The 12,715-nt window shown below is 65.0% G+C and carries 13 protein-coding genes; 9 read left to right on the top strand and 4 right to left on the bottom strand.

Annotation, left to right across the window (positions count from 1 at the left end):
* Nucleotides 1–3 precede the first annotated feature (3 nt).
* The gene (locus MRBLWH12_RS00125) at nucleotides 4–3,297 is read right to left on the bottom strand and encodes a S8 family serine peptidase (RefSeq protein ID WP_363544702.1); all 3,294 of its coding nucleotides are present in this window, start codon (nucleotides 3,295–3,297) and stop codon (nucleotides 4–6) included.
* 214 nt (nucleotides 3,298–3,511) lie between these two features.
* On the opposite strand from MRBLWH12_RS00125, the gene MRBLWH12_RS00120 reads away from it, so the two are divergent.
* Nucleotides 3,512–3,997 carry a hypothetical protein gene (locus MRBLWH12_RS00120; protein ID WP_341975790.1) on the top strand — a complete coding sequence of 162 codons (486 nt, stop codon included), beginning with the start codon at nucleotides 3,512–3,514 and terminating at the stop codon, nucleotides 3,995–3,997.
* A 241-nt stretch (nucleotides 3,998–4,238) separates the two neighbouring features.
* A complete protein-coding gene (locus MRBLWH12_RS00115) occupies nucleotides 4,239–4,610 on the top strand; it encodes a VOC family protein (RefSeq protein ID WP_341975791.1) in 372 nt (123 codons plus the stop codon).
* A gap of 10 nt (nucleotides 4,611–4,620) precedes the next feature.
* On the opposite strand, the gene mmuM is transcribed toward MRBLWH12_RS00115, so the two are convergent.
* Nucleotides 4,621–5,574 (bottom strand): homocysteine S-methyltransferase, encoded by a 954-nt coding sequence (gene mmuM, locus MRBLWH12_RS00110; RefSeq protein ID WP_363544698.1) that lies wholly within the window; start codon nucleotides 5,572–5,574, stop codon nucleotides 4,621–4,623.
* A 264-nt stretch (nucleotides 5,575–5,838) separates the two neighbouring features.
* Here mmuM and MRBLWH12_RS00105 point away from each other — a divergent pair, with 264 nt between their 5' ends.
* The 7 genes from MRBLWH12_RS00105 (at nucleotide 5,839) to MRBLWH12_RS00075 (ending at nucleotide 11,657) form a co-directional block, all read left to right on the top strand.
* A complete protein-coding gene (locus tag MRBLWH12_RS00105) occupies nucleotides 5,839–7,197 on the top strand; it encodes an MFS transporter (RefSeq protein ID WP_363544695.1) in 1,359 nt (452 codons plus the stop codon).
* 2 nt (nucleotides 7,198–7,199) lie between these two features.
* Nucleotides 7,200–7,991 (top strand): SDR family NAD(P)-dependent oxidoreductase, encoded by a 792-nt coding sequence (locus tag MRBLWH12_RS00100; protein ID WP_363544692.1) that lies wholly within the window; start codon nucleotides 7,200–7,202, stop codon nucleotides 7,989–7,991.
* Nucleotides 7,991–8,443: an RbsD/FucU domain-containing protein gene (locus MRBLWH12_RS00095; RefSeq protein WP_363544689.1), complete on the top strand. Its 453-nt coding sequence runs from the start codon at nucleotides 7,991–7,993 to the stop codon at nucleotides 8,441–8,443. The genes MRBLWH12_RS00100 and MRBLWH12_RS00095 overlap by 1 nt, the downstream gene beginning before the upstream one ends.
* On the top strand, nucleotides 8,440–9,201 hold the full coding sequence (locus MRBLWH12_RS00090; RefSeq protein WP_341975795.1) for an IclR family transcriptional regulator: 762 nt from the start codon (nucleotides 8,440–8,442) through the stop codon (nucleotides 9,199–9,201). The genes MRBLWH12_RS00095 and MRBLWH12_RS00090 overlap by 4 nt, the downstream gene beginning before the upstream one ends.
* A 276-nt stretch (nucleotides 9,202–9,477) precedes the next feature.
* Nucleotides 9,478–9,816: a hypothetical protein gene (locus MRBLWH12_RS00085; RefSeq protein ID WP_363544686.1), complete on the top strand. Its 339-nt coding sequence runs from the start codon at nucleotides 9,478–9,480 to the stop codon at nucleotides 9,814–9,816.
* A gap of 241 nt (nucleotides 9,817–10,057) precedes the next feature.
* Nucleotides 10,058–10,435 carry a hypothetical protein gene (locus MRBLWH12_RS00080; RefSeq protein ID WP_363544683.1) on the top strand — a complete coding sequence of 126 codons (378 nt, stop codon included), beginning with the start codon at nucleotides 10,058–10,060 and terminating at the stop codon, nucleotides 10,433–10,435.
* A gap of 10 nt (nucleotides 10,436–10,445) precedes the next feature.
* Nucleotides 10,446–11,657 carry a tyrosine-type recombinase/integrase gene (locus MRBLWH12_RS00075; protein ID WP_363544680.1) on the top strand — a complete coding sequence of 404 codons (1,212 nt, stop codon included), beginning with the start codon at nucleotides 10,446–10,448 and terminating at the stop codon, nucleotides 11,655–11,657.
* A gap of 181 nt (nucleotides 11,658–11,838) precedes the next feature.
* Here the strand turns inward: MRBLWH12_RS00075 and MRBLWH12_RS00070 are convergent, their stop codons facing one another.
* On the bottom strand, nucleotides 11,839–12,264 hold the full coding sequence (locus MRBLWH12_RS00070; RefSeq protein ID WP_363544677.1) for an ImmA/IrrE family metallo-endopeptidase: 426 nt from the start codon (nucleotides 12,262–12,264) through the stop codon (nucleotides 11,839–11,841).
* 1 nt (nucleotide 12,265) lies between these two features.
* On the bottom strand, nucleotides 12,266–12,658 hold the full coding sequence (locus MRBLWH12_RS00065; protein ID WP_363544674.1) for a helix-turn-helix domain-containing protein: 393 nt from the start codon (nucleotides 12,656–12,658) through the stop codon (nucleotides 12,266–12,268).
* Nucleotides 12,659–12,715: the final 57 nt, after the last annotated feature.

The raw sequence follows: 12,715 nt of genomic DNA, 5'->3' as shown, positions 1-12,715 counted from the left end.
CCGTCAGCGCTTGCCGACTCGGATGACGAAGCCCACAGAGCCGTCGACGTGTCCGCGGTCGTCGCGCTGGAGCACGACCACCTCGTATTCGCCCTCCGGTGTGTCCGGCTCGATGACGCCCCCGAGCACGAGCAGCGTCGGGTGGTCTCCGGGTGCCGGCACAGGAACGCGCACGCTCTTCACCGGAGAGAGGAGCACCACTTCCCGGCCGCCCTCGAAGCCGAGCGACCACGTCGGTCGCGCCGGGAGCCGGATGCCGAGCAGCCGGGGCTCGAGAACGAGGGTTGCGAGGTTGCGCGTCGGCTTGATCCTGGTCGGCGTCTCGACGAGCTCCTTCTGCCCCTTGGGCGTCCGCTCCGCCAGCACCCGGATCCGGCGCCGCAGCACCGGGTCGATCAGGTCGAGGTAGAGCCGCACGGACTTGGGCAGCTCGCCGCGGAGGACCTCGAGCGACATCGACTTGCCGCCGTTGAGGTCGTGGCCGATGACGAAGCCGGCGGCGAAGTCGCCCCCGCTGGAATCGGCATCCACGATCGAGATGTTCTTCTGCGCGAGGTTGTTGTCGTCCCAGACGTGGTTGCCCGTCGGGAGCGGGCCGTCATGCGGGGTCACCTCGGCCAGCAGGCACGGATGCCATTTCACCGGGGTCCCGCCGATCATGATCGTGTCGGGCGGAATGAGCCCGGCCGGCCATTCGACGCTCACGATCTGCTCCGCGCCCGCTGCCAGCGGGCCGACCTTGGCTTCGCCGATGAAGTAGGTGCCGTGCGCCATCGGCGACGGGATCGGGTCTCCCGGTCCGTTCGTCGGGATGAAGGAAGCAGGCCACGTGAACTCGGTACCGGGCCAGTGGGTGATCGACAGCCGCACCCAGGCCTCGTTGGACGCGACCGCGCTGCGGTTGCGCACACGGGCGTGGATCCAGTTCGCCTGGCCGCGGATCGGCGGCTGATGGGGTCCCGCAGCGCTGTACGACGCGGGAACCGCGCCGGGGTCGGATGCCGGGTTCGTCGTGCGGCACCACAGGTCCGGCGTGTTCCAGAAGCCGCCGGCCGTCGGCACGTTCCCGGTGTCGCCGAGGTTGTCGCGCATCACGATGTCCGGGAGTGCGCCGAAACTGATCGCTCCTTGCACAGCCGCCTCGGCATCGACACGGCCGTAGCCGTACCAGCCACTGCGGACCGCCGGCTGGCCCGACGTCACGGACGGGTTGCCCGCGGCATCCAGCCATTGACCGACCGGGTCGGTGTTCGCGAGATCGAACCTCACGGCGGTGTCGCGAAGCACCTGCCGCGCCTGTACCCAGGTGAGCACCGGCTTCGCGGAGAGCACCAGGGCCGCCACCCCCGCAGCCAGCGGCGTCGCCGACGACGTGCCGCCGAACGCGTTGGTATGGTTCGCGGGACCCTGCACGACCGCGGAACCGTTCGCGTGGGCATTGAGCAGACCGCCGGACCAGCCGGGAGCCCAGCCATTCAGCGTGATCGTCTTCGTCATCGCGTTGATCGACACGATCCGCGCCGGCTCGCTGCCGTTCACGCCGACCGCACCGAGGTGGAGCACCTGTCCTGCGGCGAGGCCCGCGACGCTCGCGACCGTGATGCTGGTCGCGCCGGCGGCGCTGGCGGCCGTCATCGTCGTCGAGATCGCCGGGAAGCTCGGCAGGTTGCCGTCGCCGATGTGGGCGGCGCCCCATGTCTGGTAGTTGGCGGGCGGGTTGTGCAGCCCCGAGTAGTCCTCGGTCGGCGACGAGAGGGCGATGCTCCCCCAGCCGGACATCGTGGCGCGCACTTCGGTGACTCCGTCGTTCGCGAGAGTCGTACCCGCGATCCCGAAGGCCTTCTCGTACGCTCCCCATGGCCGCGCCGTCACGTTGTTCTGGTTCGCGTTGCCGGTGGAGAAGAAGCAGAGCGTGCCCTTGCCGCCTCGCCCGAACGTGGTGAGGAAGTCGAGCGTCGCCCGTGCGGTGCCGGACAGCGGCGAACCCGCGCCAGGTGTGAGACTGCACGTGATGACGTCTGCGCCGCGGCTGAGCGGGGCGGGGAATCCCACGATCGGGCTCTGCGGGTTGAACCCCGCCATCCAGATGTACTGGTCGGACACCTCGATGTCGACGTATGGCGTGCGACCCGCAACACTCATCATCTGCACGTTCGGCGCCGCACCGGCGACGCCGAATCCCCCGCCGCCGGGTGCGGGATTGTTCGCCATCGCAACCGAGACGCCCGCGACACCGGAGCCGTGATCACTCCACGGGCTGTTGTTGTTCGCGACCATGTTGTCGAAATCGAAGGACGCGAACACCTTGGGCTGACCGTTGGTGAGGGTGCCGTTGAAGTCGCCGTTGGTCGGCGTCCCGCCCGACTCCTGGACACCGGAGTCCCACACCGCGAGGAGAATGTTCGGGTCGCCGAATGTCTGCAGGCCGTTGTCCTGAAGGATCTGCCACGCATCGGGCGCACCGACCAGGATGCGGTCCCAGGCACCGGGGAAGAGGAAGTCGTTCGGGGTGACGGTGTCGACCTGCGGCGAGACCGCGAGGCTCGGCTCTGCCCAGGCGACGTCGTCGCGGGCGGCGAGCTTCTCGATCACCTCGAGCGCGTCGAGGGAGGCACCGCGGTGCAGCCGGAACACGAACGTGGTCGTCGCGTACGGAAGTTCGCGCGTCAGCACGCAGCCGAGCTCCTTCGCGATCGCGGCCGCCTCTTCGCGGCGCGGACCGCGGAACTGCACGACGATGTCACGGGTGAGGTGGCTGAAGCCCTCCTCGCCCTGGATCACGACAGCGCCGGCGTGCTCGACATCGTCGAGGGCATCGAGGCGCTTGAGGATCTCTTCGACGGATCCGCCGGCGCGGTACAGCCGCATGCCGGCCTGGTGAGCGAGGTCTGGGAGCTTCTGTTCTTCGAGACCGAGGTCGCCGGCGATCGCGTCCAGGTTGTTCTGACGCCGTGCCTGGCGCGCCAAGGTGACCCCGATGAGCCCGGGCTCGGCGTTGACCGGCACGCGCACGTTCTCGCGAAAGAAGGTCGGGGTGCCGGGCTTGGCGAGCAGCACGAGTTCGGTGTTCTGTGACTCTTGCAGCGTGATGCGGCGGGTCTGTTCTGCGAAATCCGGATGCCGGACGGTGAGCACGGCGGTGCCGGGAGGCAGCTTGTCACCGAGGTAGGCCGCGACGTCTTCATGGAAGTCGAGGCGACGGGGCGAGCCGGGCTCGCGGGCCGATTCCACTTCGACGTGGGCATCGGGGGCGGGTTTCTCATCGAAGAGCACATCGACGCGAAGCATGGCAGTCATGGCAGAACCTCCTGGTCGAGACGGATTGTCAGCAGGGAAGAGTCATGCTCCTGGCTCGTTGATACGCCGCGCCGAGGATGCGGAGCGGCGGTCGCCATCGCGTATCAGCGCGGCGACGACCGCCTCTTCATCTGCGACCCGTGTGGTGAAGGGTCGCCGAGGCCCGCCAGGGCCGTGAGGGTCCGCTGCGGCGGACCGGAAGGAGGGAGCCGCCATGGCACCCAAGAAGTCGCTGCGCGAGACAGCACTGTGGGCGATACTCGCGAATCGCCATCCCATCTTGTGGGAAGAGATCATCGGCCCACTCGGACCGCTCGGCAAGGTCGCGGTGAACAGGGTCGCACTGAACCCGCAGCCGCTGCCGCCCGCCGAGGGCGCGATCGGCGTCCGCTACGGTCTCAAGACCGCATTCGCCGTGGTTCAGGCGGCTGGCACCGCTCGACTGCTCGGCATCGCGTTCGACGACATCCCGGACATCTGCCCGCCGGAGCCGGAGCCCTTCCCGCCGCTTCCGGAGGGCCCGGATCCGATCCCGTGGCGGACGGCGCTCAAGACCGTGCCGAACTTCTACGAGGACTATGCGCTGGGGCTCGCGATCGGGCTGGAGACCACCGCCGGCGACTGGGAACACCTGCCGGTGGCCGGGGCGCTGGGAAAGCTGCGCGAACGCGCGATCGGCATCGCGCCCGTGCGGGACTGACGATTGCCGGTCTCAGTTCTGAAGCGCGCCGGAAGGGGCGCCTGCGTCACGCGCAGGCGCCCCTTTTCCGTGGGCTGCACCAGGCGTAGAGTGTGCGCACATGCGATAGCCACCGCCCGCTGATGCGTCTCCCGCCGTTCGGCGGACGAGGATACCGGCCACCGGTCGCGCAAGCAGCTCAGGTGAACGGTAGTCCCACCCGTTTCATCTCCCTTTCACGCGCTCCAAAGGAGGAGCCACAATGCTTAAGGAACTCCACACCGTCCTCCCTGCTGCAGACCTGCAACGCGCACGGACCTTCTATCACGACAAACTCGAACTCGACCCCGATGAGATCCGTGACGGCATGCTCATGTATCACGCATCCGAAGGATCAGCCTTTGAGATCTACGAGACGAGCAACGCCGGCACCGCGAAGAACACCCAGATGGTCTGGTTGACAGACGACCTCGACGCGGAGATGGCTCGCCTGCGCGAACGCGGCGTCGTCTTCGAGGACTATGACATCCCTGGCATGAAGACCGAGAACGGTGTCGCCACGATGGACGATTCCAAGGCGGCCTGGTTCCGGGACACGGAGGGCAACTTCCTCTGCATCGCGCAGCAGCTATAAGGTCAGCGGATCAACCACGGAGCGCAGTGGCGAGGTCGGCGATGTCGGCCGGGGTCGTGCGGCAGCAGCCGCCGATGAGACGTGCACCGCGTGCGCGCCAGTCCGGAGCCATGTCAGCCAGAGTCGCTGTGCTCTTCTCGCCGGGGCCCCACGTCTTCGTGATCGGGTCATAGGCCTCGCCCGAGTTCGGATACGCGACCAGAGGCGCGCTGGTGTACGCCGCCAACTCGTCGAGCGCCGGCGAGACGAGATCGATCGGAACGCAGTTCACCCCGATTGCGATCACACCCGCCCGGCCTTCGAGCGCCCGGGCGACATCGGCCAGCGGAGTGCCGTCGCTGATACGCCGGGCGTCGCGCAACGAGAAGGCGTACCACGCGGGCGTGCCCAACTCATCGGAAAGCTCGGCGAGAGCGAGCGCCTCCGTGAGTTTGGGCAGGGTCTCGAAGGCCAGGACGTCCGCTCCGGCCGTCACGAGCGCAGCCACGCGAGGCCGGTGGAAAGCGAGGAACTCCTCGCGCGACAGGTCGTAGTCACCGGTGTACTCCGAGCCGTCGGAGAGGAACGCCCCATACGGGCCGACAGCGCCGGCGATGACGTGCAGGGCGGATGCTGCGTCGGAGGCGGATGCTGCGTCGGAGGCGGATACTGCGGCACGAGCGGATGCTGCGAGCCGGACGCTGCGGGCGACGAGGTCGAGCGCAGCATCCTCATCGATCCCGCGGGCGGAGAACCCTGCGGGAGTCGCCTGGTAGCTCGCCGTCGTGGCGATATGAGCGCCGGCAGCGAAGTAGTCCCGGTGCACGGCCTCGATGATCTCGGGCTGTTCGAGGAGCGCCTTCGCCGACCACAGTGCGTCATTGAGGTCGCAACCGCGACGCTCGAGTTCCGTCGCGAGGGCACCGTCGAGCACGACCGGGCGATCGGCTTCGAGGTGCTCGACCAGGCGGCGGCTGGCAGTCATCGCGTTCCTTCGGGTGTGGCTATCCAGGGGGTCGAGGAAGACCCCGGATATGACGAAAACCCCGGGAATCCGCGGGGGTCTTGGGCTGTGGCGGGAGCGCGGGTTGAACCGGCGACCTCACGATCATGAGTCAGGTGTTGCAGTCTAGCGGCCCACCCTTCGGTCACTCGGTGCATCTATTGCACTGACGGTGCAATAGATGTATGGTCGTTCGATCGGGCATCAACGCTCGACCACGCATCGACACTGCGCCAAGGGAGTCTCATGTCGACCATCACGTCCACACCACCGACCGCTCTTCAGAGCGCCATCCGCAAAGCCCGCTGGCGGATCCTTCCGCTCATCTGCGTGCTGTACTTCATCGCATATCTCGACCGCAACAACGTCGGCTTCGCTCGCGAATCGATGAGCGCCGAGCTCGACCTGACGGCTTCCGCGTTCGGCCTGGGTGCCGGGCTCTTCTTCATCGGGTACACCCTCTTCGAGATCCCGAGCAACGCCGGCATGCACCGCTTCGGCGCACGCCGTTGGATCGCCCGCATCCTCATCCCCTGGGGCCTGCTCGCCATGGGCACGGCATTCGTCGTCGACGACACGTCCTTCGCGGTGATCCGCTTCCTGCTCGGCATCGCCGAGGCCGGGTTCTTCCCGGCCGTCGTCTTCTACTTCACGCTCTGGTTCCCGGTGCGCGAACGTGCGGCTGTGCTCGGCGTGTTCGTGCTCGCGCAGCCCATCGCCAACATGATCGGCGCGCCGCTGAGCGGTGCGCTGCTCGAACTCGACGGCGTGGCCGGACTGCATGGCTGGCAGTGGATGTACCTGATCGAGGGAGCACCCGCGGTGCTGTTCGGCCTTGTCGTGCCGTTCCTGCTCACCGACCGCCCCTCGGCCGCACGCTGGCTGGCCCCCGACGAGCGGGTCGCGCTCGAAACAGCGATCGCCGACGACAACACGAGGGTCACGTCGAAGAACCACAACTTCCTCGCCGCGTTGAAAGACGGCCGCGCCTGGGCCTATGCGTTCCTCAACCTGGGAATGGTCCTCGGTATCTACGGCCTCGCGTTCTGGTTGCCCTCGATCGTCGGCGAGATGGGCGACTTCGAGCCTTTCCAGCGCAGTCTCGTCGTCGCGATTCCCTACGCGGTAGGAGCATGTTTCGTGCTGTGGTGGAGCCGCCGCGCTGACCGCACCGGCAAGCGCGCGTGGCACGTCGCTGTCAGCCTCAGCGTGGCAGCGATCGGTCTGCTCGGTGCAGGGTTCACCCTCACCGTCTCCCCAGTGATCGCGATGGCCTCCCTCTCGCTCGCCGCCATCGGCATCTATACGGCCATCGCTCCGATGCTCTCGATGTCAGCCAGCCTCTTTTCCGGCGCCGCGGCGGCCGCGGGCATCGGACTCGTGGGTGCGGTGGGGAACGTCGGCGGATTCATCTCGCCTGTCGCCGTCGGTTGGCTCACCGACCTGACCGGCTCCACCCAGGCAGGGATCCTGCTGCTGGCCAGCGCCCTGGCCATCACCGCTTTCGCAACATGGCGCTTCGCCGGCCGTCGCCCTGAGGGAGACACGAGCCTGGCACTGAACAAGACCGAGATCGATCCGACCCGCACTGACACGGAGGAATGACAATGACTGACGCCCTGACCCACAACGACAACCGAACGGATGCATTGGACCTGCACGGTCGAACGGCGCTGATCACCGGAGGCGGTGTCGGCATCGGTGCCGGCATCGCCGAGGAACTCGCCGGTCGCGGCGCCCAGGTCATCGTCACCTACCAGTCGCATGAGCCGGACGAGGCCGCGCTCGCACGGTTGCGTACCCCGGATGGCCGGGAAGCGACCGCCGTCCGCGTCGATCTGACCTCCGAAGACGAGGTCCAGCAGCTTGGCGACACGATCGCCGAGCTGGGCAGGCTCGACATCCTTGTCCACAATGCCGGCGGGCTCCTCCAGCGATCCACGATCGCGGAGATGTCGTACTCCCTCTTCCGCAGTGTGCAGGCGTTGAACGTCGACTCGGTCTTCCTCGTGACGCGCCGCATGCTCCCGCTCATGGGGCGAGGAGGCCGCATCGTGACGGTCGCCTCGTTGGCCGGTCGCACCGGGGGCCACGCGGGAGCAACGGCCTACGCGACGGCGAAAGCCGCGTTGTTCGGCTTCACTCGCGGACTCGCGGCCGAGATCGCCGCATCCGGGATCACGGTGAACGCCGTGGCCCCTGGATTCATCGAGGCGACCCCGTTTCACGACACGTTCACCGCTGCGGACTCGAAGGCCAAGACGATCAGCGGGATCCCTGCCGGCCGAGCCGGAAGACCTGCTGACATCGCGTCCGCGGTGGCGTGGCTCGTCTCTCCTGGCGCGTCCTTCACCACAGGCGTGGTGCTCGATGTCAACGGCGGACAGTACTTCAGCTGATGCTGCGCGCACCGATCACGCACCCGGACGTACTGCACGCTCTCGCCCGCGCCGGGCACGGCTCGCTCGTGCTCGTCGCCGACGCCCACTTCGCGGCGTCGACGGCGGTGAGCCAGAAGGCGGTGGTCGTGCACCTGGCCCTTGCACCTGGCGCACCGCTCGTCCCCGATGTCGCGGCCCTGATCTCAGCGACGATTCAGCTCGAGGCGGTGACGACGATGACGGCGCCCGACGAGGAACTGGGCAGGGTCGCGCGCCAGGCAGCTGCCGCAGCCGGATCACCGGTTCACGATTCGGTCTCGCGCGAGGAGTTCAAAGCCCTCACCCGATCTGACGACATGGCGCTCTGCATCGTCACCGGCGACACACGGCGGTTCGCGAATGCGCTCCTGCGTGTCGGAGTGACAACGCCGACTCATCCGCCTCACGGAAGCGGCATGATCGATACATGAGCTCCACCGTCTCGCGCGCGATCACCATCCTCGAGCTGTGCAGTGCCGAGCCCCGGAGCGCGAGCGAGATCGCTGATGTTCTGGGAGTGCATCGAACGACGGTGCTGCGCACGTTGCTCACGTTGCAGGATGCAGGTCTGGTACGACAGACCGTGCCGGGAGTCTTCGGTACCGGCTTCCGACTCGCCGCGCTCGCGAAGTCAGCCATGATGCACTTCGATCTGCGCGGCATCGCGCATCCTCATCTGAAGGCGCTCAGCGACGAACTCCATCTCACCGTGCAGTTCGCCGTACTCGACGGCGACCGCATCCGCTATGTCGACAAGATCGAGCCGCGCGACTCGATCGTGCTGAACACCGAGATCGGCGGCGAGGTCGTGATCAGCACGGCCGGAGTGGCGAAGGCCATCCTGGCCCACCTGCCGAGCGAGCTCCGACGCACAGTACTGAACCGTGCGACTTTCCCCGCGTACACCGAGCGGTCGTTCACAGATCGAGAGAGCTATGAACGCGAGCTGACTCGGGTCCAGGAGCGCGGCTGGGCGTTCGACGACGGGGAATACGACGATCTGTCGAACTGCATCGCGTCTCCGGTGCGCGACCACGCCGGCGACGTGGCGGGGGCCGTGTCCGTGACCGCATTCCGGAGCCGCACCAACCTCGATGAACTGCGCGAGCATCTGCCGACGCTGCTCACGACCACCGAGATGATCAGCCACCAGCTGGGTTTCCGCAACGAGGCCATGAACGACAACTGAGCCAGAGCTTCGGATCGTCGCGCAGCCGATCCGGTCGACAGTCAAGACGCCTGGAAACGACGAAAACCCCCGGAATCCCGGGGGTTTCGATCTGTAGCAGGAGCGGGGCTTGAACCCGCGACCTCACGATTATGAGTCGTGAGGATTTGGTCTAGTTTGACTTGCTTTTGGTCTAACTATGGGTGTAACTTGTCTATATCGACCTATGGGAAACCACTGGAAACCATGGGTTGGGATACACCTAGGGATACACCTAGCCAGACCAAGGAGACGCACGTGAACAGTCATGGAGAACTCATCGAGGAGGCTGCGAACTGCAACGGGCAGGAAGCCCTGGAAGCGGTTCGGTCAATCTCCCGGATGCCCGACCGCCGCGAGGTGGTCCCGATTGATGAGCCGGTGCGCCGCCACGCCTATCTCAAGGGTTACGAAGCCGCAATGGACGACGTGCGCGCTCGGCTACCACATCGCCCCGTGGCTCCTGCCCATCAGAGCGAACCTTCCGACGCGCAGGTGGACGTAGCGATTCGTGCATATGACGAAAGCACGCGCGGGGAGTATGCACAATGGGGAGCAATGCGCGCCGCCCTACGTGCTGCTGCCGCCGCATCCTGACACGTATCTGACTGACCAAGTACAACCAACGCAGTGAAAGGAGCAGCGATGATCCGCTTGCGGAACATCCATAGAAGACCAACGCACGTCGGCGTAATCAATCAACAGATGTGGTCGGCGCATGGCAGACGGAGTGGTCAAAGGAGACCCAGTGTCCCGAGAATTTCTAACTGAACAGACATGGATCGCGCTGATGGTGGCAACCTTTTCGAGGGTCTGAGTTCGATGCTCAGCAGTGCACATGAACAACCGGCAGAGGAGAGCAGAAGACATGACTGACGACAGTGTGATCGGGGAAGCCGTGAAACGAGAAGTGCTAGCTCGAGCATTGTATGCCGAGTACCGCGAGCGATCCCCGGGCACCCTGACATGGGAGAACGACTGGAAGGCCGACGAGTTCAAGGCGCAGGCTGATCGAATTCTCGCGCATCTGCCACGGACGATCGACACACTTCGCCCGCAGAGCGAACCATCAGACGCGCAGGTGCTCGCAGCGCTGAACGCGTACAACGAGCGCAATCCGGGTCGAACGATTTCGGACTGGTCTGATGAGAGCGTGGCGAACATGCGTGCCGCACTGCGTGCGGCTGGTTCCGTGGAGCAGGAAGAGGGCGATTGATGGGTGACTCATGTTGAAGCGCGACATAACCAAGAACCCGGCCACCGGACTGTATGAGTACATCTTCGAACTTGCCCCCACGTACACACCCGAGGGCAAGAAGATCCGGCACCGCAAATCGGTGCGGCGGAAGAACAAGAAGGAACTCATCGCGGAAGTAACCCGGCTTGAGAAACAACTACTCGAGCACGGCGAACTGATCATCGCTTCCATGACCGTGAAGCACTGGTTTGATCGGTGGCTTGAGGATGCGGCTAAGGAGAAACGCCCGAACACGATGACCAACTATCGGTCTGTCGTGAAGACGCACATCATCCCCGCGCTTGGACCCAACACGAAGCTTGACAAGATCGGTGCCGACAAGATCCGACACGTCTACAAGCTCATGGGCGACAAGGGTCTGTCATCCACGTACATGCTCAACGCGCACCGCATCATGTCATCCTCATTCCAGGACGCGCTACGGGAACGGAAGATCAACGTCAACCCGACCACGCTCGTCAAGCCGCCACGGAAAGCACTCGTGACTCTCGACGTGCTCAACACGGATGAGGCGCGCGAACTGTTGCGCTACGTGTCCGAGATTCCAGGTGGTGCACGATGGGCCGTATCGCTACTCACGGGTTTGCGTCGCGGTGAAGCGGTCGGACTCGAATGGGACCGCGTGGGCGACATGATCGACCTGTCGTGGCAGATGCAACGGCTCACATACACGCACGGATGCAAACCGCACTGTGGCCGCAAACGCGGTGCGGACTGCAATGAATCGTTCTTCGAGATACCGGTTGGCTACGAAGCTCGACAAGTCGCGGGAGGATTGCACCTTGTGCGCCCGAAGTCATCCTCGGGGTGGCGGATCATCCCACTCGTCGAGCCTTTGCGATCCATCATGGAGCGGTACATTGCGGCATCTCCCCCACACGCGAACGGCCTTGTGTTCACGCATGGGGACGGGCGCGCGATCGACCCAGACCAAGACACCAAGGCATGGAACAAGGTGCTGCAAGACGTGTTCCCTGGTCGCCAAGTGCGGCTACATGATCTGCGACACACGGCCGTTGACCTCATGCTTGAGGCCGGCGTTGCGGAAGATGTCATCCTGGAAATCTTCGGATGGTCCGCGCGCATCATGGCTCGTTCGTACAAGTCGAAGGGCAACAAGAAGCGGCTCACGGGCGGCATGGATAAGATGGCCGCACTCATCGGAGGGGTAAGCAAATGAGCGAGTATCAGGCGACAAACGGGACGTGGGTCATACGGAATGGCGGGATGCTCGGATTCGGCCCCACTCGCGAAGCGGCAGGCAAGCGCGCTGGCTACGGATCGGGGGGGCGCGTGACGGACATTTTCCTCTCGCCCGCAGAGTGGGAGGCGTTGGAGGAGTTCATGAAACAGCCGCCAACCTAACCAGACCAGCGAAACTGACGCGCCCCCATCCGGGAACCTACGTAAGTAACACCACGTAGCCGGGTGAGGGCGCGTTTTTCGAACGCGTGAACAAGCTTCGGCTCCACACCCAACTCCTCAGCAATCGCATCCGGTGCAGGGTCCAACGCCTCAGCCGCAATGTACTCAGACGGCTCAATCAGCAAACACGCCGCGTAGTAATCAGCCGCTTCCTCATACTTCGGATTGCCATGACACTGATGGTCATAGAACGCATGACCCAACTCGTGAGCTAACACGGTGCGTTGTTCCACGGGAGTCAGATTGAAGTCGTAGACAACGATCTTCCGCACCGAGTCGTAGAAACCTCGACACTCTGTATCTATGTGCGCTACATGCACTGTCACGCCCAGCGACGCTGCGTGGGCGATCAGGTCTCGCATATCATTCCTTCGGCGGCGTCTCCGGGCCATCATCCGCCGCCGCATGCAGCGGTGGCGTGATGTGTCCTATATAAGTCACGTTGTCATCCTGAGTCAAGGTATACGCCCCCTCAGACACGCCATGCTCGGCCAGCAGCTTGGCCATCCCGCCGTAATCGTTCAGAGCCTCTTCGGCCATCTCCCCCGCCGACTCGTTCATCGCAGCGGCAAGACGTTCCAGCTCCGAGACGGTGATCGCGTTCTCGCCATACTCGCGCCGTTTGATGTTCGCCTCAGCAATACCCGACAGTTCCGCCAACTCAACGCGTGACAGTCCCGCCTTCGCACGCTTAGAACGCACCACCTTGCCCAGTCGCACGTCAAACTCACTGATGATCTTTACTGGCCGTCCCATGCAACCCACTTTAGACCTGATGTTGGTCTAGGTAAACCCAAAAAAGTTTCATATGGT

Origin of the sequence: Microbacterium sp. LWH12-1.2 (assembly GCF_040675825.1) — a bacterium.
In the GTDB taxonomy this organism is placed as follows: Bacteria; Actinomycetota; Actinomycetes; order Actinomycetales; family Microbacteriaceae; genus Microbacterium.
The sequence above is the reverse complement of the archived record's forward strand: the minus strand, read 5'-3'. Positions and strand labels throughout refer to the sequence as shown.

Excerpts from the sequence above, each read along its gene's own strand:
- MRBLWH12_RS00090 (WP_341975795.1), top strand. The coding sequence starts at position 8,440 with ATGAGCTCCACCGTCTCGCGCGCGATCACCATCCTCGAGCTGTGCAGT.
- MRBLWH12_RS00115 (WP_341975791.1), top strand. The coding sequence starts at position 4,239 with ATGCTTAAGGAACTCCACACCGTCCTCCCTGCTGCAGACCTGCAACGC.
- MRBLWH12_RS00100 (WP_363544692.1), top strand. The coding sequence starts at position 7,200 with ATGACTGACGCCCTGACCCACAACGACAACCGAACGGATGCATTGGAC.
- MRBLWH12_RS00070 (WP_363544677.1), bottom strand. The coding sequence starts at position 12,264 with ATGCGAGACCTGATCGCCCACGCAGCGTCGCTGGGCGTGACAGTGCAT.
- MRBLWH12_RS00095 (WP_363544689.1), top strand. The coding sequence starts at position 7,991 with ATGCTGCGCGCACCGATCACGCACCCGGACGTACTGCACGCTCTCGCC.
- MRBLWH12_RS00065 (WP_363544674.1), bottom strand. The coding sequence starts at position 12,658 with ATGGGACGGCCAGTAAAGATCATCAGTGAGTTTGACGTGCGACTGGGC.
- MRBLWH12_RS00120 (WP_341975790.1), top strand. The coding sequence starts at position 3,512 with ATGGCACCCAAGAAGTCGCTGCGCGAGACAGCACTGTGGGCGATACTC.
- MRBLWH12_RS00075 (WP_363544680.1), top strand. The coding sequence starts at position 10,446 with ATGTTGAAGCGCGACATAACCAAGAACCCGGCCACCGGACTGTATGAG.
- MRBLWH12_RS00105 (WP_363544695.1), top strand. The coding sequence starts at position 5,839 with ATGTCGACCATCACGTCCACACCACCGACCGCTCTTCAGAGCGCCATC.
- MRBLWH12_RS00125 (WP_363544702.1), bottom strand. The coding sequence starts at position 3,297 with ATGACTGCCATGCTTCGCGTCGATGTGCTCTTCGATGAGAAACCCGCC.
- MRBLWH12_RS00080 (WP_363544683.1), top strand. The coding sequence starts at position 10,058 with ATGAACAACCGGCAGAGGAGAGCAGAAGACATGACTGACGACAGTGTG.
- mmuM (WP_363544698.1), bottom strand. The coding sequence starts at position 5,574 with ATGACTGCCAGCCGCCGCCTGGTCGAGCACCTCGAAGCCGATCGCCCG.